This is a genomic window from Streptomyces sp. CB03238, assembly GCF_002099185.1.
In the GTDB taxonomy this organism is placed as follows: domain Bacteria; phylum Actinomycetota; class Actinomycetes; order Streptomycetales; family Streptomycetaceae; genus Streptomyces.
Window position 1 is genome coordinate 18,161 of record NZ_NBCN01000027.1, and the last position, 19,306, is coordinate 37,466.

Sequence of the window (19,306 nt, forward strand, 5' to 3'; positions counted from 1 at the left end):
TCCCGCCATGTGATCGTGCCGGTCTAGCGTCGACCGGAGGAGGCGGCATGGTACGGCGACGGGTTCCGCTGCTGGCGCTCGCGCTCGCGCTGGTGCTGGGCGGGCTGTGGTGGTGGGCGGTGCTGAGACTGGCGCTGGTGCCCGGTCAGGCGGGGCTCGTCGAGGGGACCATGGCGGCGGGCGGCTGGGGGCTGAGCCTGCTTCCCGTGCATGTGGCCTCGGCCCGTACGCCTCGCTACGCCCCACGTGCTACCAGGGCATGGCCACGCCGCCGTTGGGGCGCAGGATCTGACCCGTCGTGAAGGATGAGGCGTCGGAGGCCAGATGGAGGACCGTGTGGGCGATGTCCTCCGGCTCACCCACCCGGCCGAGTGGGGACATCCGCGCCATGGCGGCCTCGACGTGCTCCTGCCGGTCGGCTCCATGGCGCTGTGTCATGGGTGTGCGGACCCAGCCGGGCGCGACGGCGTTGACGCGGATGCCATGCGGTCCCACCTCCGTGGCCAGCGTCCGGGTCAGCTGGACCACGGCGGCCTTCGAGACGCTGTAGCAGAGCAGGCCCTGGCTCGCCGCGTCCACCGCGCCGGACGCCATCGTGACGATGGAGCCCCGCCGCACGCCATGCGTGATCATGGAGCGGGCCGCCTCCTGGCTTGCGTACAGGACGCCCTTGAAGTTGACGGCGAACACGCGGTCGAGGTCCTCGTCCGTCGTCTCCAGGACCGTGCTGGTGTGCATGATGCCCGCGATGGCGGCCATGACCTGGAGTGGCCCGGCGCTTTCCACCGCGGCCCGGAGTGTGGCGCGGTCCGTCACGTCGACGGTGTGCGCGTGGGCCGTGCCGCCCTGTTCGCCGATGAGGGTCAGCGTTCCGCTGAGGCCGGTCTCGTCGCGGTCGGCGCAGTGGACGGTGGCGCCCGCCCTGGCGAGCAGTACGGCGGTCGCGCGGCCGATGCCGCCGGCGGCCCCGGTGACGAACGCGGTGCGGCCGGTGAGGTCGTACGGCGAGAAGGCCATGCCGGGACGGTACGACTGAGCTGACGGTCCGTCAATTGCTGGGTGCCGGACCGGACTGGCAGCCCGGGCACCAGTAGGAGATGCGGTCCCGTCCGGTCTCCTCCTTGCGGCGGACGGGGGTGCCGCAGCGGTAGCAGGGCTGGTTCTTGCGGCCGTAGACGTAGAGCTTCCGGTCGGGGCGGTCGGTGGTGAGGATCGTCCGGCGGTCGAAGCGCTCCTTGTTCGCCTCCAGGAGACGGTGGGCGGTGGAGACCAGCCGTTCGGGAACGCCCGGCGGGAGGTCGCCGACCGCGAGCCAGGGTGTGACCCGGGCCATGAAGGCGAGCTCGCACTTGTAGACGTTGCCGATGCCCGCGAGATTCCGCTGGTCCAGCAGCGCCTCGCCGAGAGGGCGGGCGGGGTCGGCGCACACCCTGCGTACCGCTTCCTCCGCGTCCCAGTCCGGGCCCAGGAGGTCGGGGCCGAGGTGGCCGACGACGGACGGCTCGTCGATGGTGCGGATCAGGCCGAGGACCGGGAGACGGTAGCCGACGGCGGTGTGGGTGGTGGTGGCCAGGATGGCCCGGATCTGGTGGCCGGGGCCGCCGCTCCAGCGCTCGTCGGGTGCGTACAGGCGCCAGGCGCCGTCCATCTGGAGGTGGGAGTGGAGGGTGAGGCCGCCCTCGATACGGGTGAGGAGGTGCTTGCCGCGCGGGGTGACGTCCAGCAGTGTCCGGCCGGTGAGGTCGGCGGTGGCCAGGCGCGGGACCCGGAGGTCGCAGCGGGTCAGGAGCTTGCCCGCCAGGGCGGTGTGCAGGCGACGGGCGGTCAGCCAGACGGTGTCTCCTTCGGGCATGGGTCCATGATGCGGGACGTGTGGCGGGCGTCGGGGTCGTGGCGGGCTGGGAGGCGGGTCCGGGCGGTGTGTGGTCAGGCGCGGAGGCGGAGGCCTCGTGGCGTGGCATGGAAGCCGGCCGCCTCCAGGGCTCGGGACAGGGGGGAGGTGAGGGCCGCGGTGCCGTTGATCCGTTCGACGGTGACCGTGCCGAGGGAGCCCGCGCGGGCGGCTGCCGCGAGGGCGTCGGCGGCCGCCTGGAGGGCCGGGGCGTCCGGTTCGGTGGGCCAGGACAGCAAGGTCTTGCCGCCGCGTTCCATGTAGAGCGTGAGCTCGCCGTCGACGAGGACGACGAGGGCGCCTGCCTTGCGGCCGGGTTTGTGGCCGGCGCCGGTGGGGGGCTCGGGCCAGGACAGCGCGGCGCCGTACGCGTTGGCCGGGTCGGCGGCGGCGAGGACGACGGCGCGCGGGGCGGCGGTGGTGTCGGCGCGGTCGCGGGCGGTGGCCGCCGCGCGGAGACGGTCGACGGCGCCGTCGATGGCGAACTGGGCGGCTCCCAGGCCTTCGACGACATAGCCGCGGCGGGCCTGGCCGGTGTCCTCGAAGGCCGACAGGACGCGGTACGTCGCCGAGAAGCCGCCCTCCACGCCCTCGGCGGCCACCGCGCCGCGCGTGACCACACCGTGCCGGTCCAGGAGGGTCCGTGCCAGGGCGTGGGCGCGGTGGGTCGGCTCAGGCTCGGCGGGCGGGAGGAGGGACCAGCGGCCGCTGACGGTGGGCGGGCCGGAGCGGGAGGCGGGGCGGGCGGCGGCGGTCAGCGTGCCGTACCGGCCGCGGGGGACGGTGCGCTTGGCGCGGTGGGCGGTGGAGCCCGCCGTACGGCCGGAGCCGAGCAGGGAGCGCAGCGGCGCCAGGGTGTCGTTGGTGAGCCGGCCGGACCAGGCCAGGTCCCACAGGGCGTCGGCGAGCTGTGGGTCGGTGGCGTCGGGGTGGGTGGTGGCGCGGACCTGGTCGGCGATCTGGCGGAAGAACAGGCCGTATCCGCCGGACAGGGTCGTCAGGATCGACTCGTGGAGGGCGGTGAGCTCCAGGGGGTGGGGCGGTGGGAGCAGCAGGGGCGCGGCGTCGGCGAGGTAGAGCGAGACCCAGCCGTCCTTGCCGGGGAGGGCGCCCGCTCCTGCCCACAGGACCTCGCCGGTGGTGGTGAGCTCGTCGAGCATGGCGGGGCCGTAGCCGGTGACGCGGGAGGGGAGGATCAGCTTTTCGAGGGCGGAAGCGGGGACGGGTGCGCCCTGGAGCTGTTCGATGGCGCGGGCCAGCCCGTCGACGCCGCGCAGGCTGTTGCTGCCCAGGTGCTGCCACTGGGGCAGGAAGGTGGCGAGCGCGGCCGGCGGGACCGGCTCCAGCTCGTGCCGGAGGGCGGCGAGCGAGCGGCGGCGCAGCCGGCGCAGTACGGCCGCGTCACACCACTCCTGGCCGATGCCGGACGGGTGGAACTCGCCTTGGACGACGCGCCCGGCGGCGGCCAGGCGGTGCAGGGCGCCGTCGGTGACGGCGGTGCCGAGACCGAACCGGGCGGCGGCCCGGGTGGACGTGAACGGGCCGTGCGTACGCGCGTACCGCGCGAGGAGGTCGCCGAGCGGGTCCTTGACCGGCTCGGTGAACGCCTCCGGGACGCCGACCGGGAGAGCCGTGCCCAGGGCGTCGCGCAGCCGGCCCGCGTCCTCGACGGCCGCCCAGTGGTCGGCGCCCCCGATACGGACGCGGATGGCCCGCCGGGTCTTCGCCAGGTGCCGGGGCCAGTCCGGGTCGGCGCCGCGCTCCACCAACTCGGCGTCGGTGAGAGGGCCCAGGACGCGCAGCACGTCGGCGACGCCCTCCACGTCCTTGACGCGGCGGTCCTCGGCGAGCCACTGGAGCTCGCTCTCCAGCTCCGTCAGGACGTCCGCGTCCAGCAGCTCGCGCAGCTCCGCCTGGCCCAGGAGCTCGGCCAGGAGCCGCGAGTCCAGGGACAGCGCGGCGGCCCGCCGCTCGGCGAGCGGGGAGTCACCCTCGTACAGGAACTGGGCCACATAGCCGAACAGCAGTGAGCGGGCGAACGGGGACGGCTCGGGGGTGGTGACCTCGACCAGCCGGACACGGCGGGACTCGATGTCGCCCATCAGCTCCCGCAGCCCGGGGACGTCGAAGACGTCCTGCAGGCACTCGCGGACCGCCTCCAGGACGATGGGGAACGAGCCGAACTCGCTCGCCACCTGGAGCAGTTGGGCGGCGCGCTGGCGCTGCTGCCACAGCGGCGTGCGCTTTCCGGGAGTGCGGCGCGGCAGCAGCAGGGCGCGGGCCGCGCACTCCCGGAAGCGGGAGGCGAACAGCGCCGAGCCGCCGACCTGGTCGGTGACGATCTGGTCGACCTCGCCCTTGTCGAACAGGACGTCGGCGGCGCCGACCGGCGCCTTGTCGTTGTCGTACTCCAGGCCGGGGGCGGCCGGGTCCTGGTCGAGCAGGTCCAGGCCCATCAGGTCCGCGTCGGGCAGCCGCAGCACGATGCCGTCGTCGGCGTGCATGACCTGGGCGTCCATGCCGTACCGCTCGGAGAGCCGGGCGCCCAGCGCCAGCGCCCACGGGGCGTGCACCTGCGCGCCGAACGGCGAGTGCACCACCACCCGCCAGTCGCCCAGCTCGTCGCGGAACCGCTCCACCAGGATGGTCCGGTCGTCCGGCACATGGCCGCACGCCTGGCGCTGCTCGTCCAGGTACGCCAGGACGTTGTCGGCCGCCCAGGCGTCCAGGCCCGCCGCCAGCAGGCGCAGCCGCGCGTCGTCCGGTGCCAGCGAGCCGACCTCGCGGAGGAACGCGCCCACCGCACGTCCCAGCTCCAGCGGACGGCCCAGCTGGTCGCCCTTCCAGAACGGGAGCCGGCCCGGCACACCGGGCGCGGGGGAGACCAGCACCCGGTCGCGCGTGATGTCCTCGATGCGCCACGAGGAGGTGCCGAGGGTGAACACGTCGCCGACCCGCGACTCGTACACCATCTCCTCGTCCAGCTCGCCGACCCGGCCGCCGCCCTTCTTCGGGTCGGCGCCCGCGAGGAACACCCCGAACAGGCCCCGGTCGGGGATCGTGCCGCCCGAGGTGACGGCGAGGCGCTGCGCCCCCGGGCGGCCGGTGACCGTACCGGCGACGCGGTCCCACACCACGCGCGGGCGCAGCTCCGCGAACGCGTCGGACGGATAACGCCCGGCGAGCATGTCCAGGACGGCGGTGAACGCCGCCTCGGGCAGCGACGCGAACGGCGCGGCCCGCCGGACCACGGCGAGCAGGTCGTCGAACTGCCAGGTGTCCAGGGCGACCATGGCGACCAGCTGCTGGGCCAGCACGTCGAGCGGATTGGCCGGGATCCGCATCGACTCGATGGAGCCGGCCCGCATCCGCTCGGTGACCACGGCCGCCTGCACCAGGTCGCCGCGGTACTTGGGGAACACCACGCCCGTCGACACGGCGCCCACCTGGTGCCCGGCGCGGCCCACGCGCTGGAGGCCGGAGGCCACCGACGGCGGTGACTCGACCTGGACGACCAGGTCCACCGCGCCCATGTCGATGCCCAGCTCCAGGCTGGAGGTGGCGACAACGGCCGGTAGCCGGCCCGCCTTGAGGTCCTCCTCGACCAGGGCCCGCTGCTCCTTGGAGACCGAGCCGTGGTGCGCCCGCGCGAGCAGCGGCGGGGCGCCCTTCGCGGCACCGGACTGCGCCATCAGCTCGGCGGGGGACTGGTCCTCGGGGAGGGCCTCCCCGGTGGCCCGCTCGTAGGCGATCTCATTGAGCCGGTTGCACAGCCGCTCGGCCAGCCGGCGGGAGTTGGCGAAGACGATCGTCGACCGGTGTGCCTGCACGAGGTCGGCGATCCGCTCTTCGACATGCGGCCAGATCGACGGCCGCTCGGCCTGGTCCGTCTCCGTCGCGGGCGACCCCCCGAGCTCCCCCAGGTCCTCGACCGGGACGACCACGGACAGGTCGAACTCCTTGCCCGAGACCGGCTGGACGATCTCCACCTTCCGCTGCGGCGACAGATAGCGGGCGACCTCGTCCACCGGGCGGACCGTCGCGGACAGCCCGATGCGGCGGGCCGGGCGCGGCAGCAGCTCGTCCAGCCGCTCCAGGGACAGTGCGAGATGGGCACCCCGCTTCGTACCGGCGACCGCGTGCACCTCGTCCAGGATCACCGTCTCCACGCCGGAGAGCGCGTCCCGCGTGGCGGAGGTGAGCATCAGGAACAGCGACTCCGGCGTGGTGATCAGGATGTCCGGCGGCCTGGTGGCGAGCGACCGCCGCTCGGCGGCCGGCGTGTCGCCCGAGCGGATGCCGACCCGCACGTCCGGCTCGGGCAGGCCGAGGCGGACGGACTCCTGGCGGATGCCGGTCAGCGGACTGCGCAGATTGCGCTCCACGTCGACGGCGAGAGCCTTCAGCGGAGACACGTACAGCACACGGCAGCGCTTCTTCGCGTCGGCGGGTGGCGGCGTGGACGCGAGCCGGTCGAGGGAAGCGAGGAACGCGGCCAGCGTCTTGCCGGACCCGGTCGGGGCGACGACCAGGACGTCCGAGCCCTCGCCGATCGCCCGCCAGGCCCCTTCCTGGGCCGCGGTGGGCGCGCTGAAGGCCCCCGTGAACCAGCCGCGGGTCGCGGGGGAGAAGGAGTCGAGCGCAGTCCTGACCATGTCCACCATCGTGCACCCCACCACTGACAATCCGGCGCGGCGGCCGTGCCGGCGGCCTGTCCAGCACCCTCACCGGGCTGTCCGGGACGTGGAGGTGCAGGCCGGCGGCGCGCGAGTGGAAGCCAGAATGGAGGAATGGCGAGCGGGCGGGAAGGCGAATGGGCCAGGCACTGGCAGTACCCCGGTGTGCCCGGGCTCGACCTGCTCCGCGCCCGCTACGTACGCCATTCCTTCACCCGGCACAGCCATGAGGGGTTCGTCCTCGGCGCGGTGCGGCGTGGCGTCGAGGACGTGATCATGCCGGAGGGCACCATCCGGGCCCGCCCCGGCACCGTCGTCATGATCAACCCCGAGGTGCCGCACTCCGCTCACGCCGGAGTGCCCGAAGGCTGGTCGTACGCCACCCTCTACCCGTCGTCGGAGCTCGTCGCCGCGATCGCGGAGGAGGAGGCGACACTGCGCGGCACCGCCGGCTTCGCCGAGACCATCGTCGAGGACGAGGACACCGCCCAGCTCATCCGCGCGGTGCACCGGGCGGCCGAGGAGGGCAACGCGCTCGCCGCCGACAGCCTGCTGCGGATCGCCGTGGCCCGGCTGCTGCGCCGCCACGGCCAGTCGCTGCCGCGGCGCGAACCACTCGCCGCCGGGGCCCGCACGGCCTCCCGGGCCAGGGAGCTCCTCCAGGAGCGGATGGCCCAGCCGCCGTCCCTGGAACAGCTCGCGCGGGAACTGGGCACCAGCCCCTTCGCACTGCTGCGCGCCTTCAAGGCCGCTTACGGCATGCCGCTCCACACCTGGCTCACCAATGCCCGTGTACGCACCGCTCGCCACCTCCTGGAGGCCGGCACGGCGCCCGCGGCCGCCGCCGTCGCGGTCGGGTTCACCGACCAGCCGCACCTGAACCGGCACTTCACCCGGATCGTCGGGGTGCCGCCGGGCGCCTACCAGCGCGAGCGTGCAAGAACGTACAAGACCGGGAAGCTTCCCCGTTCGTAGCCTCGGGGCGTGACAGAACAGACAGCACTCACACAGATGGGCATACCGCCCGCGACCAAGCCCGACCGTGCCGTCGTCCGGGACGCGCTCGGCGTCGGCGTGGCCGTCGGACTCTCCGGTTTCGCGTTCGGCGTGACCTCGGCCGGGGCCGGGCTCGGCCTGCTCCAGAGCTGCGCGCTCAGCCTGCTGGTCTTCACGGGCGCCTCGCAGTTCGCGCTCGTCGGAGCCCTGGCCGCCGGCGGGAATCCGTTCACCGCCGCCGCGGGCGCCTTCTTCCTCGGCACCCGGAACGCCTTCTACGGGCTGCGGCTGTCACAGCTCCTGGCCCTGCCCCGGTCCGTACGGCCGCTCGCCGCCCACTGGGTCATCGACGAGACGGCGGCCGTGTCGCTCGCCCAGCCGGACCGGCGGGCCGCCCGTCTCGGCTTCACCGTCACCGGGATCACCCTCTATGCGCTGTGGAACCTCACCACGCTCCTCGGGGCGCTGGGCGCCGAGGCCATCGGTGACACCGACGCGTGGGGACTGGACGCCGCCGGGCCGGCCGTCTTCCTCGCCCTTCTGGCGCCCATGCTGCGGACGGCCACCGAGCGGGCGGTCGCCGCGATCGCCGTCGTCCTCGGGCTGGGCCTCCTTCCGGTGCTGCCCGCCGGGGTGCCGGTACTGGTCGCGGCACTGGCCGCGCCCGTCGTGCTGTGGTGCGAGGGCCGCAAGACCGGCCCCGCCGGGGAGAAGGGGACAGACCGTTGACCATCTGGATCGCCATAGGGCTGACCGCCGCCGGCTGCTACCTCCTCAAGCTGATCGGGCTCCTGGTTCCCGCGGGGACGCTGGAGCGGCCGCTGGTGCAGCGGCTGTCGGCGCTGCTGCCCGTCGCGCTGCTGGCCGCGCTCACGGCGCAGCACACCTTCGGCAGCAACAGCGCGCTCGTCGTCGACGCGCGGGGAGCGGGCCTCGCCGCGGCGGCGCTCGCCCTGGTGCTGCGCGCGCCCTTCCTGGTCGTGGTCGCCGCCGCGGTGGCGGTGACGGCGGGTGTACGGGCCGTAGGCGGCTGAGGGCCCCGGGACCGGCGGCAAGGGGCGCGGCTCTCCGGGATCAGCCGCCGATCCGGCGGCCGTGCGCCCGCAGCGTACGCAGCGCCTCGATCGTCACGATCGGGCGGGACTCCAGGGCCGTGCCCGGCGCCCACTGGCGCCACCTGACCGGCCAGCCGCCGTCCTCCTCCTGGTCGGCCGCGAGGCGGTCCAGGGACCGGTCCATCTCCTCGTCCGTGAACCAGTGCCGGGCGAGCGAGTCCGGCACGCGCGCGTAGTCGTGCGGAAAGTGATGCTCGCCCGGGGCGTAGCCGGGCGCGACCGGATACTCGTCGACGCGGTCCGCATCCAGCACCGCCAGCCGCTGCTCCCGCACCAGGCGGCCGAGCCGGTCCGCGGCGGCCTCCGCGCGGGCACGGTCCGGAACCCCGTCCAGGAACGCGACGGCGGCCTGGATCTCGTACGGATGCGACTTCTCCAGCGCGTCGACGGCGGCCCAGCAGAAGTCCGTGGCGCGGAAGAGCCACGCGTGCCACACCTGGTTGCGGTGGAGGAGCCCGACGACCGGGCCGGTGGCCAGCAGGTCACTGGGCGGGTCGTCCACGACCGGCATGAACGGAGCGACCGGATAGCCCCGGATCGAGGGGTGAAGGGCCGGAAGGGCCCCGTCGTGGGTGGTCACGCCCGTCAGGTAGCGGCAGATGCGGTCCACGCGCAGTCCGCCGCAGCGGCCGATGGAGTCCAGCACCCGCAGTGCGTGAGCGGTGTGCAGCGGCTGGCTGACGGGTCCGCGCAGATCCGGCTCCAGGGCGTGTCCGTAGCCCCCGTCCTCGTTGAGGTACGCGGTGAGGGCGGCCTCCACGGAGTCGGCGCCACCGCCCAGGAAGTGGTAAGCGAACCGCCGCTGTTCGAGCACGCGGGCCGTCAGCCAGATGAAGTGCTCGGCGCGCGAGAGGGGAGTTCCAGCCATGTTCCGACCGTAGGGCGGAAAGGGCTTTCGGCAAGCGGCGTGGACAGGGCTGCACTCTCAGGAGCGGGATACTTGAGGCATGCGGTTGACGATTTTCTGGGAGCGGATGGCGGACCACTTCGGTGAGGCGTACGCCGAGTCCTTCGCTCGGGACCATGTCATGTCCGAGCTGGGCGGCCGGACGGTGTACCAGGCGCTGGACGCGGGGTGGGAGGCGAAGGACGTGTGGCGGGCGGTCTGCGCGGCCGTGGACGTCCCCGCCGACAAGCGGTGAGCGGTCGTGTGCTGAAGCGGTGATCTCCGGGCTGGCCGGCCGAGTGTCACAGCCGTACGGGAGACTTGGCCCGTGGCCCCGACTGACGAGACAGAGACGACGACCACCGAGCCGGTGACGGGCGAACCCGCGTCACCGGCCACCAACCCGGCCGCCGTGCCGCCGAGCAGGACCGCGGCGGCGACGGCGACCACGTCGACCGGCGGCGGGCACCCCGCCGCCCGCATGCCTCGCTGGCTCCCGAAGGCCATGGTCCTGGCCCTCGCCCTCTACGCCTGTTTCCAGCTGGGCAGTTGGGCGTTCCATCAGCTCATCGGCCTGCTGCTGAACATCCTCATCGCCTTCTTCCTGGCGCTGGCGATCGAACCCGCCGTCGGGCGGATGGCCGCCCGGGGAATGCGCCGCGGCCTCGCCACCTTCCTGGTCTTCTTCGCGGTCCTGGCGGTCGGTGTCGGCTTCGTCGTGCTGCTCGGCTCGATGCTGGCCGGCCAGATCATCGAGATGGTCGAGGACTTCCCCCGGTACCTCGACTCGCTGATCAACTGGATCAACCACACGTTCCACACCGAGCTGTCCCGGGTCGAGGCCCAGGACAGCCTGCTGCGCTCCGACTGGCTGCGGAAGTACGTGCAGAACAGCGCGAGCGGAGTTCTGGACGTCTCGGCGACCGTGCTCGGCGGGCTGTTCAAGCTACTCACGATCTTCCTGTTCTCGTTCTACTTCGCGGCCGACGGTCCGCGGCTGCGCCGGGCCCTGTGCTCCGTCCTGCCGCCCGCCAAGCAGGCCGAGGTGCTGCGCGCGTGGGAGATCGCCGTCGACAAGACCGGCGGCTATCTGTACTCGCGCGGGCTCATGGCCCTGATCTCCGGCGTCGCCCACTACGTCCTGCTGGAGTTCCTGGCGGTGCCGTACGCGCCCGCGCTGGCCGTGTGGGTCGGTCTGGTCTCGCAGTTCCTCCCCACCATCGGCACCTACCTGGCGGGCGCGCTGCCGATGCTGATCGCCTTCACCGAGAACCCCTGGTACGCGCTGTGGGTGCTGGCGTTCGTCGTGGTGTACCAGCAGTTCGAGAACTACGTGCTCCAGCCCAAGCTCACCGCCAAGACCGTGGACATCCACCCGGCGGTGGCCTTCGGGTCGGTCGTGGCGGGCACCGCGCTGCTCGGCGCGGTCGGCGCGCTCATCGCGATCCCTGCGGTCGCGACCCTCCAGGCGTTCCTCGGCGCGTACGTGAAGCGGTACGACGTGACGGAGGACCCGCGGGTGCACGGCCACCGGCGGCACGGTGAGGCCGTCCTGGCCCGGGTGCAGCGGGCCCTCGGCGCCAAGAAGGAACAGGAACCGGGCGCCGGGGCACCGCCACGCGACGGCGCCGGACGCGGGTGCGGGCGGGTGTGACGACGCCCCGCGGCGGACCGGTGTGGCTCGCTTGACAGCAAAATCGAACATCCATTCTTATGGGGGTTCCGGCCCGGAATTACGGGGGCGACGAGGTGTCGGCCGCTGAGTTGTCCACAGGTCGGAGGGACGTCGGGGCCCATTGTCAGTGGCAGGGGTTAGCGTCTTTGACGTGAAGCGATCGACTCAAGCAAACCGGGTGGAACCCATGGCAGGAACCGACCGCGAGAAGGCGCTCGACGCCGCGCTCGCACAGATTGAACGGCAATTCGGCAAGGGCGCGGTGATGCGCCTCGGCGAGCGGCCGAACGAGCCCATCGAGGTGATCCCGACCGGGTCGACCGCGCTGGACGTCGCACTCGGCGTCGGCGGGCTGCCCCGCGGGCGCGTGGTGGAGGTGTACGGCCCGGAGTCCTCCGGTAAGACGACCCTCACCCTGCACGCCGTGGCCAACGCGCAGAAGGCCGGCGGCCAGGTGGCGTTCGTGGACGCCGAGCACGCCCTCGACCCCGAGTACGCGAAGAAGCTCGGCGTCGACATCGACAACCTGATCCTGTCCCAGCCCGACAACGGCGAGCAGGCCCTGGAGATCGTGGACATGCTGGTCCGCTCCGGCGCGCTCGACCTGATCGTCATCGACTCCGTGGCGGCGCTCGTGCCGCGCGCGGAGATCGAGGGCGAGATGGGCGATTCGCACGTGGGTCTCCAGGCCCGTCTGATGAGCCAGGCGCTCCGGAAGATCACCAGCGCGCTCAACCAGTCCAAGACCACGGCGATCTTCATCAACCAGCTCCGCGAGAAGATCGGTGTGATGTTCGGCTCGCCGGAGACCACGACGGGTGGCCGGGCGCTGAAGTTCTACGCCTCGGTGCGTATCGACATCCGCCGTATCGAGACCCTCAAGGACGGCACGGAGGCGGTCGGCAACCGCACCCGTTGCAAGGTCGTCAAGAACAAGGTCGCGCCGCCGTTCAAGCAGGCCGAGTTCGACATCCTCTACGGCCAGGGCATCAGCCGCGAGGGCGGTCTGATCGACATGGGCGTCGAGCACGGCTTCGTCCGCAAGGCGGGCGCCTGGTACACGTACGAGGGCGACCAGCTGGGCCAGGGCAAGGAGAACGCCCGCAACTTCCTGAAGGACAACCCGGACCTCGCCAACGAGATCGAGAAGAAGATCAAGGAGAAGCTGGGCGTCGGCGTCCGGCCCGAGGCCCCGGCGGCCGAGCCCGGCACGGACGCGGCGGGAGCGACGGGAGCGGCGGCGGCCTCGGACGAGCCGGCGAAGTCGGTTCCGGCCCCGGCGGCCAAGGCCACCAAGGCGACCAAGACCGCGGCCGCCAAGGCCTGACCCCGTGGTCCGGCGCACCGAATGGCCGGGCGACAGCACCGACTCGTCGAGGGCCGAGCAGGAGCTGTCGCCCCAGGATCCGGCTGAGCGGGCGCGGGCGATCTGCCTGCGCCTGCTCACCGGGACCCCGCGCACCCGCAAGCAACTCGCGGACGCGTTGCGCAAACGTGAGATCCCGGACGAGGTCGCCGACGAGGTCCTCTCCCGCTTCGAGGACGTCGGCCTGATCGACGACGCGGCCTTCGCGGGAGCGTGGGTGGAGTCCCGGCACCACGGCCGGGGCCTGGCCCGCCGTGCCCTCGCGCGGGAGCTGCGCACCAAGGGGGTGGACGCCGAGCTGATCGACGAAGCGGTGGGTCAGCTCGACTCCGAGCAGGAGGAGGAGACGGCCCGCGAGCTGGTGGCCCGCAGACTCCGGTCGACCCGCGGCCTCGACCGCGACCGCCGCCTCCGCCGCCTCGCGGGCATGCTCGCTCGCAAGGGCTACCCGGAAGGCATGGCCTTGCGGGTGGTCCGGCAGGCGCTGGAGGCGGAGGGCGAGGACACGGAGGACCTGCCCTACGAGGGCCTCTGACCCGCCGGCGCCCCGCGCGCCTGCTGGGCCGCACGTCCCGATCGGCCTCCGTACCGGTCTGGCCGCGCGCTCCGGTTGGCTTCCGCGCCTGGTCGGGCCCGCGCCTGGTCGGGCCCGCGCCTGGCTCGGGCGCGCCCGTCACCCCTGCCTGGAGGGCCCCCCGCGCCCGCTCCGGCCGCACCTGGCATCTGCGCCTGCGTAGGGCCCGCGCCTGGTGGAGCCGCGCCCGGCGCCAGCGCCTGGAGGGCCCCGCGCCCACTCCGGCCACGTGCCTGGTAGGCCGCGCGCCCCGGTGGGCTTCCGCGCCGGTCGGCCGCTCGCGCCCGGCGTCCCGTGACCTGGGCGGCTCGGCGGGGGCATGGCAGCAGGGGGCGTCGAGGCGGGGGGAGAGGGGGGACCCGGCGGGGTGGCTCGGCTTCGGTGGCCTGCCTCGCGAGTGGTACGCGGGGCAGCCAGGGACGTGGAGGGCCGAGGCGGCCGGGGCGTCAGGGGGCGGTGACCGGGAGGTCCGCCGCCTTCCAGGCTTGGAAGCCGCCGATGAGGTCGGTCGCGCGGTGGAGGCCCAGCTGGTGCAAGGACGCGGCCGCCAGGGACGAGGCGTACCCCTCGTCGCACACCACGACGACCCGCAGGTCGTGGCTCACCGCCTCCGGGGCGCGGTGGCTGCCCTGGGGGTCGAGGCGCCACTCCAGTTCGTTGCGTTCCACGACCAGCGCCCCGGGGATCAGCCCGTCGCGCTCGCGCAGCGCCGCGTACCGGATGTCCACCAGCAGCGCGTCACCCGCCTCGGCCGCCGCGAAGGCCTCGCCCGGGGTCACCCGGTCCAGCCCCGCCCGGACCTGCTCCAGCAACTCGTCGATGGTCACTGCCAGTCCTCCGGACGCTCGACCTGCTCCAGACGCAGCACCGGGCCGGTACGGCTGAAGCGCCGGATCAGCGGCAGCGGCGGGTAGTACGCGTGCACCGACACGGCGTGCTCCGCGGGCGACTCGTTCAGCACCTCGTGCACATGGTGCCGGCCGAACACCCGCCCCTCGCCCGCCCGCAGCAGGCGCTCGCGGTCGACGCCCTCGTTCAGTTCGAGTGACCGCCAGCCGCCCGAAGGCAGCCGCACGGACAGGGAGTTCTCCCTCAGCGCGCCGCGCGCCGTGGCGAAGGCGCCGAGCGACTCGGCGTGGTCGTGCCACCCCGTGCCGGTGCCGGGCGGCCAGCCGATGAGCCAGGCCTCGCTGCCGCCCGGCCCGTCGAGCCGCACCCATGTGCGGCCCTCCGGGTCGAGCGGGAGGGAGGAGATCAGCGCGGGGTCGGCCGCGGTGCGGCGGACGAAGTCGAGGAGCTGGGCAGCCGTTGGCACATCGGCGACCACAGATGCGGAGGGGGAGGGGGAGGGGGAGACAGACTGGGACATGGAAAACCGTCCTGGGTCCTGGACATGAAGTCGCGGAAAACGCGCACGGCAAACGGCGCGTAAAGGAAAAGAGCGAGTTCAGCAGGACCGACGACACACGCAGCCCGCATAGCGGACCAGGTCCATATGGACCCTCCGCCACAGGCGCACATCGGTGCCGTTCATGATCGGGAGTACAGCACGTACTCCCCATCACGTCAATTGACGTCGGCCGTCCGGTCGCTGTGCTCGGGCGACGGCGCACCGCCGCGCACCGCGTCGGCCGCCGCGTGCAGCTCCGCCGGCCGGACCCCGGTGAAGGCCGCCGCCAGATGCCCGTCGGGCCGCACCAGCAGCACGGTGTGCGCGGCCGCCCCGGGGTACGCCTCCGTGACCAACACCTCACCCTCGACCGGAAGACCGGCCACCGCCTCCACCAGCCGGGGCATCACGCCCGCGGACATCCAGTGCCTCCGGTCCCACACCCCCGTACCCGGCGCGACCAGCACCGCCAGGAGCCTGCCCCGGCCCAGCCGGTCCCGCAGCCGCGCGGTGGTGCCGTCCTCCGGAGCCGTGACCCGCACGTCCGCCACCGGCGCACCGGGCGGCGTACCGACGCTCGTGTGCGCCTCGGCGTACGAGGGCGCGAGGGGGGAGTGCGGGTACGCGGGCGGCGCACCGAGCGGGCCGCGCCCCACGTGCCCGTCCATCAGCAGCGCGTCATGCCCACCGCCCCGCAGATACGTCCGCAGCCCGCCCGCACCGCGCAGCACCGGCAACGACTGGTCGGCCGCCCGCAGCCGGGCCGCGACCGCCGTGCGCCGCTCGGCCTGGTAGCTGTCCAGCAGCGCCTCCGACGCCCCGTGGCGCCAGGCCAGCGCCAGCTTCCACGCCAGGTTCTCGACGTCCCGCAGCCCCTCGTCCAGCCCCTGCGTACCGAGCGCGCCCAGCAGGTGGGCGGCGTCCCCGGCGAGGAAGGCCCGCTCCACGCGCCACCGCTTCGCGAGCCGGTGGTGCAGCGTGTAGACGCCGGTGTCGACCAGGTCGTACGCCGGTGCCGCACCGCACCAGCCGGCCAGCGTCTCGCGGATCCGGGACACCAGCGCGTCGGGCGTCACCAGGTCACCGCGCGGTGGCAGCAGCCAGTCCAGCCGCCACGCGCCGTCCGGCAGCGGCCGGGCCGTGACTTCCTCGCCCACGCCGCGCCACGGCGGCTGACGGTGCAGCAAGGCCTCGTCCGGCCAGGGTAGTTCGGCGTGCAGGGCGGCCACCGCGTGCCGCTCCACCGCCGTACGCCCCGGGAAACGGACGCCCAGCAGCTTGCGCACGGTCGAGCGGGCCCCGTCGCAGCCGACCAGGTGACTGCCGCGCCACGAGGTCGCACCGGCCCCGCGCGTGTGCGCCGTCACGCCGTGCGCGTCCTGTTCGATGCCGTCCAGGCGGCTGTGCGTGACCACCCGCACCAGGTCCGGGTCCGGGAGCGCGGCGATGGCCTCCCGGAGCCCGCGCGTCAGGGCGTGCTGCGGGATGTGCAGCGGCGACGGGGCGTCTAGTCCGAACTCGACGTGCCGCATCTGCTGCCTGCGGCGCATCGACCGCCAGCCGGTCCAGCGCGCCCCCTCGTCCCGTACGGTGGCGCAGCCGAGGCGCTCCACGAACGCCGCCGTGTCCGGGCGCAGTACGGCGGTGCGCGAGGCGCGCGGCTCGTCCTTGCCGGGGCCCTCGTCCAGGACGACGGAGGGTACGCCCTGCGCGGCCAGGGCGAGGGAGAGCGCCAGCCCGACCGGACCGGCGCCGACCACGATCACCGGGTCCACGACATGGCTCCTGAGGCCCGTACGGCCATGCGGTGAGCAGGGGAAACACGGGACAGTGCGGCTGGAGCCCGACGCGACGTGATCACAGAACGTATGCAACCCACTGCCGCTGCTTGCGTCAAGTGACGGGGGCAGCGGCGCGAACGCCACTGCCCCCGTACACCGCGCAAGACACCCGGATGATGTCACATACCGTCAGTCCTTCGAGATCCCGGGCACGTCGGGGAAGGTGCCGAGCCCCGCCGCGTTACCGGCGTCGCCGGCCAGCACGGCCGCGCTTCCGGCCGGGTCGGCCGGTCCGATGCCCGTCTTGGCGCGGCGCCCGCGCTTCTCGATCCAGGTCGCGAGCGCGGACAGCGCCAGGCACATCGCGACGTAGATGGCACCGATCACCACGATCGTCGACACGTACGGGTACATGCCGTTGACCTGCGTGTTGGAGGCGATCAGACGGGCCGTCTGGAGCAGCTCGGGGTACAGGATGATGAAGCCGAGCGAGGTGTCCTTGAGGGTCACCACCAGCTGGCTGATGATCGTCGGCAGCATCGCCCGGACGGCTTGCGGCAGCAGCACGGTGGTCATGACCTGCGTCTTGCTCATGCCGAGCGCGTACGCGGCCTCCCGCTGGCCCTTCGGCACGGAGTTGACGCCGGCGCGCAGCACCTCGGCCTGGACGCAGCCGTTGTAGATCGACAGGCCGGCCGCCAGCGCCCACATCGAGTAGTCGGTCAGGAAACCGACCCATACGGCGTAGATGGTGATCAGCAGCGGGATGGAGCGGAACAGCTCGATGAAGCCGGTCGCCAGCCACCGGACCGGCTTGTGGTCGGAGAGCCGCGCGACGGCCAGCAGCACGCCCAGTACGAGTGAGCCGACGGCCGCGATGCCGAAGGCCTTCAGGGTGGCGAGGACGGCGTCGGCGATGTTCTGCCGGATACCGGCGTAGTTGAAGATGTCCCACATCTCGGGGGCGAGGTGCCCCTTGTCGCCCAGCCGCATGATCACGACGGCGAGCAGCCCCACGATGGCGGCGGTGCCGAGGACGGCGTAGACGCGGTTGCGGATGACGGCCTTGGGGCCGGGGGCGTCGAAGAGAACGCTGGCGCTCATCGGGCGACCTCCAGGCGGCGCTCAAGGAATCGGAAGACACCACTGATGGAGAAGGTGACCACCAGGTAGGCGAGGGAGACCCAGATGAAGATCGGGATGATGTCGTAGCCCTCTTCGCTCATCAGCTTCTGCCAGCCGAAGAGTTCGGTGACGCTGAAGGCGCCCGCGATGGCCGAGTTCTTGGTGAGCGCGATGAGGATCGAGCTCAGCGGCGGCAGCACGGTACGGGTGGCCTGCGGCAGCACGATCAGCCGCAGCGTCTGCGAGAACGTCATGCCGAGGGAACGGGCCGCCTCTGCCTGGCCCAGCGGCACCGTGTTGATGCCGGAGCGGACCGCCTCGCAGATGAAGGAGGAGGTGTAGAAGCCGAGCGCGATCGAGCCGAGGACGAAGGCGCTCATGCCCGGGAAGAGGATCTCGGGCACCACGAACGTCGTCACCAGGAACAGCAGCGTCAGCGGCGTATTGCGCAGCAGGGTGACCCACGCCGTGCCGAACCAGCGCAGCGGCGGGACGGGGGAGACCCGGCAACCGGCGATGGCGATGCCGAGGACCAGCGCGATGGCGGTGCTGACGGCGGTGATCGACACGGTTCCTATGAAGCCGTCGCGGAACTCTGAGAAGTGGTCGAGCAGTACGTTCATGGGGTCTCCGCGTCGGCGGTCAGCGGCTGGCGGTCAAGGTGCGTGCGGGTCAAGGTGCTTGCGGGTCAGGGTGCGTGCGGGGCAGCGTGTGCGAGGTACGGCGTGCGTGCGGTACGGCGTGCGGTACGTGGGGCGTGCGGTCGACGTGCCCGTGCGGTCGACGTGCCCGTGGGGCGGACGTGCTCGCGCGGGCGACGCGCGCGGAGCACGGGCGGCGGAGCGCCCCGTACACCTCAGGTACGGGGCGCTTCGTCGTGAAGCGGGGCGATCAGTAGCGCTCGAGCGCCGGCGGCGCGGTGTAGGCCGAGCCGGACAGACCGAGGGTGGCCTCGTAGATCTTCTTGTACGTGCCGTCCTTGATCCGGTTCTCCAGCGCGGTGTTGACCGCGTCGCGCAGGACCTTGTCGTCCTTGTTCATGCCGATGCCGTACGGCTCCTGGGTGAACGGCTTGCCGGCGACCTTCAGCTTGGTCGGGTTCTGGGCGGCGTACCCCTTGAGGATCGCGTCGTCCGTCGTCACCGCGTCGACCTGCTTGGTGAGCAGCTGCTGGACGCAGTCGGAGTACTTGCCGAGCTCGGTGGTCTCGGCGCCGTACTGCGGCTTCTTGATCTCCTGCAGCGGCGTGGAGCCCGTGATGGAGCAGACCTTCTTGCCCCGGACGGTCTCCGGACCCGTGATCGCGGTCTCGTCCTTGCGGACCAGGAGGTCGGCGCCGGCCTTGTAGTACGGACCCGCGAAGCCGACCAGCGCCTTGCGCTTGTCGTTGATCGTGTAGGTACCGACGTAGTAGTCGACCTGGCCCTTGGAGATGGCGGTCTCACGGGTGCTGGAGTCGACCGTCTTCCACTCGATCTGGGACTCGGTGAAGCCCAGGTCGGCGGCGATCATCTTGGCGATCTCGACGTCGAAGCCGGAGCGCTTCTTGGTGGCCTGGTCCTCGAAGCCGAGGTACGGCTGGTCCGCCTTGGAGCCGATGATCAGCTTGCCGCGCTCCTTGGCGGCCTTGAACGTCGCCGAGCCCTTCAGGTCGACGTTCGTCGCGACGACGTACTTCGGCAGGGCCGGCGCGTTCGTGGCGCCGGGCTGGACGCCGCCCGGCTTGTCGCCCGCGGAGCCCTCCTTGCCACCACAGGCGGTCGCGGTCAGCGCGAGCACAGCAACGGCCAGCGCGGCCGTCTTGCGGAGCTTCATGGTGAACATCCCTTAT

16 protein-coding genes and 2 pseudogenes are annotated in these 19,306 nt (G+C 72.8%); 8 read left to right on the forward strand and 10 right to left on the reverse strand.

All coding sequences use genetic code 11. The features are described 5' to 3' along the window. The first annotated feature begins 47 nt into the window (after positions 1-47). Entirely contained in the window at positions 48-302 is a 255-nt protein-coding gene (locus BKD26_RS41745) for a hypothetical protein (protein WP_084906005.1), read from the forward strand. On the opposite strand, the gene BKD26_RS33315 is transcribed toward BKD26_RS41745, so the two are convergent. From BKD26_RS33315 to BKD26_RS33325, 3 genes are all read right to left on the reverse strand, one after another. Continuing rightward, positions 250-1,017 (reverse strand): SDR family NAD(P)-dependent oxidoreductase, encoded by a 768-nt coding sequence (locus BKD26_RS33315; RefSeq protein ID WP_084906007.1) that lies wholly within the window; start codon positions 1,015-1,017, stop codon positions 250-252. The genes BKD26_RS41745 and BKD26_RS33315 overlap by 53 nt on opposite strands. Before the next feature lie 31 nt (positions 1,018-1,048). Further along, the gene (locus BKD26_RS33320) at positions 1,049-1,852 is read right to left on the reverse strand and encodes a DNA-formamidopyrimidine glycosylase family protein (RefSeq protein WP_084906009.1); all 804 of its coding nucleotides are present in this window, start codon (positions 1,850-1,852) and stop codon (positions 1,049-1,051) included. Between the two features lie 74 nt (positions 1,853-1,926). Continuing rightward, complete coding sequence (locus tag BKD26_RS33325; protein WP_084906118.1) at positions 1,927-6,546, reverse strand: ATP-dependent helicase; 4,620 nt, start codon at positions 6,544-6,546, stop codon at positions 1,927-1,929. A gap of 135 nt (positions 6,547-6,681) precedes the next feature. On the opposite strand from BKD26_RS33325, the gene BKD26_RS33330 reads away from it, so the two are divergent. Genes BKD26_RS33330 through BKD26_RS33340 form a run of 3 tightly spaced genes read left to right on the forward strand, consistent with a single transcriptional unit; the run spans position 6,682 to position 8,597 of the window. After that, positions 6,682-7,542, forward strand: a complete 861-nt coding sequence (locus BKD26_RS33330) for an AraC family transcriptional regulator (protein WP_084906011.1) — start codon at positions 6,682-6,684, stop codon at positions 7,540-7,542. 36 nt (positions 7,543-7,578) lie between these two features. Then, a complete protein-coding gene (locus BKD26_RS33335) occupies positions 7,579-8,292 on the forward strand; it encodes an AzlC family ABC transporter permease (protein ID WP_084906013.1) in 714 nt (237 codons plus the stop codon). Then, positions 8,289-8,597: an AzlD domain-containing protein gene (locus BKD26_RS33340; RefSeq protein ID WP_084906015.1), complete on the forward strand. Its 309-nt coding sequence runs from the start codon at positions 8,289-8,291 to the stop codon at positions 8,595-8,597. The genes BKD26_RS33335 and BKD26_RS33340 overlap by 4 nt, the downstream gene beginning before the upstream one ends. 40 nt (positions 8,598-8,637) lie before the next feature. Here the strand turns inward: BKD26_RS33340 and BKD26_RS33345 are convergent, their stop codons facing one another. Next, the gene (locus tag BKD26_RS33345; RefSeq protein ID WP_084906017.1) at positions 8,638-9,546 is read right to left on the reverse strand and encodes a hypothetical protein; all 909 of its coding nucleotides are present in this window, start codon (positions 9,544-9,546) and stop codon (positions 8,638-8,640) included. A 79-nt stretch (positions 9,547-9,625) separates the two neighbouring features. Here BKD26_RS33345 and BKD26_RS33350 point away from each other — a divergent pair, with 79 nt between their 5' ends. From BKD26_RS33350 to recX, 4 genes and pseudogenes are all read left to right on the forward strand, one after another. Further along, positions 9,626-9,820 (forward strand): DUF3046 domain-containing protein, encoded by a 195-nt coding sequence (locus BKD26_RS33350; RefSeq protein WP_084906019.1) that lies wholly within the window; start codon positions 9,626-9,628, stop codon positions 9,818-9,820. A gap of 225 nt (positions 9,821-10,045) precedes the next feature. Continuing rightward, positions 10,046-11,218, forward strand: coding sequence for an AI-2E family transporter (locus BKD26_RS33355; RefSeq protein WP_107418088.1), 1,173 nt, complete (start codon positions 10,046-10,048; stop codon positions 11,216-11,218). 208 nt (positions 11,219-11,426) lie between these two features. Next, positions 11,427-12,413 (forward strand): annotated as a pseudogene (recA, locus tag BKD26_RS33360) (recombinase RecA); the annotation flags it as partial. Between the two features lie 16 nt (positions 12,414-12,429). Then, a pseudogene (recX, locus tag BKD26_RS33365) lies at positions 12,430-13,140 on the forward strand (recombination regulator RecX); the annotation flags it as partial. 485 nt (positions 13,141-13,625) lie between these two features. Here the strand turns inward: recX and BKD26_RS33370 are convergent. The 6 genes from BKD26_RS33370 to BKD26_RS33395 all read right to left on the reverse strand — a co-directional run bounded on the left by BKD26_RS33370 (position 13,626) and on the right by BKD26_RS33395 (position 19,290). After that, the gene (locus BKD26_RS33370; protein WP_347106064.1) at positions 13,626-14,006 is read right to left on the reverse strand and encodes a rhodanese-like domain-containing protein; all 381 of its coding nucleotides are present in this window, start codon (positions 14,004-14,006) and stop codon (positions 13,626-13,628) included. Then, entirely contained in the window at positions 14,003-14,548 is a 546-nt protein-coding gene (locus BKD26_RS33375; RefSeq protein ID WP_084906026.1) for a cysteine dioxygenase, read from the reverse strand. Before BKD26_RS33375 ends, BKD26_RS33370 begins: the two co-directional genes overlap by 4 nt. A gap of 197 nt (positions 14,549-14,745) precedes the next feature. After that, positions 14,746-16,344, reverse strand: coding sequence for an FAD-dependent monooxygenase (locus BKD26_RS33380; protein WP_084906028.1), 1,599 nt, complete (start codon positions 16,342-16,344; stop codon positions 14,746-14,748). Positions 16,345-16,539: 195 nt separating this feature from the next. Further along, entirely contained in the window at positions 16,540-17,454 is a 915-nt protein-coding gene (locus BKD26_RS33385) for an amino acid ABC transporter permease (protein WP_084906031.1), read from the reverse strand. Further along, entirely contained in the window at positions 17,451-18,098 is a 648-nt protein-coding gene (locus BKD26_RS33390) for an amino acid ABC transporter permease (protein ID WP_084906033.1), read from the reverse strand. Before BKD26_RS33390 ends, BKD26_RS33385 begins: the two co-directional genes overlap by 4 nt. A 268-nt stretch (positions 18,099-18,366) precedes the next feature. After that, positions 18,367-19,290: a glutamate ABC transporter substrate-binding protein gene (locus tag BKD26_RS33395; RefSeq protein WP_084906122.1), complete on the reverse strand. Its 924-nt coding sequence runs from the start codon at positions 19,288-19,290 to the stop codon at positions 18,367-18,369. Positions 19,291-19,306: the final 16 nt, after the last annotated feature.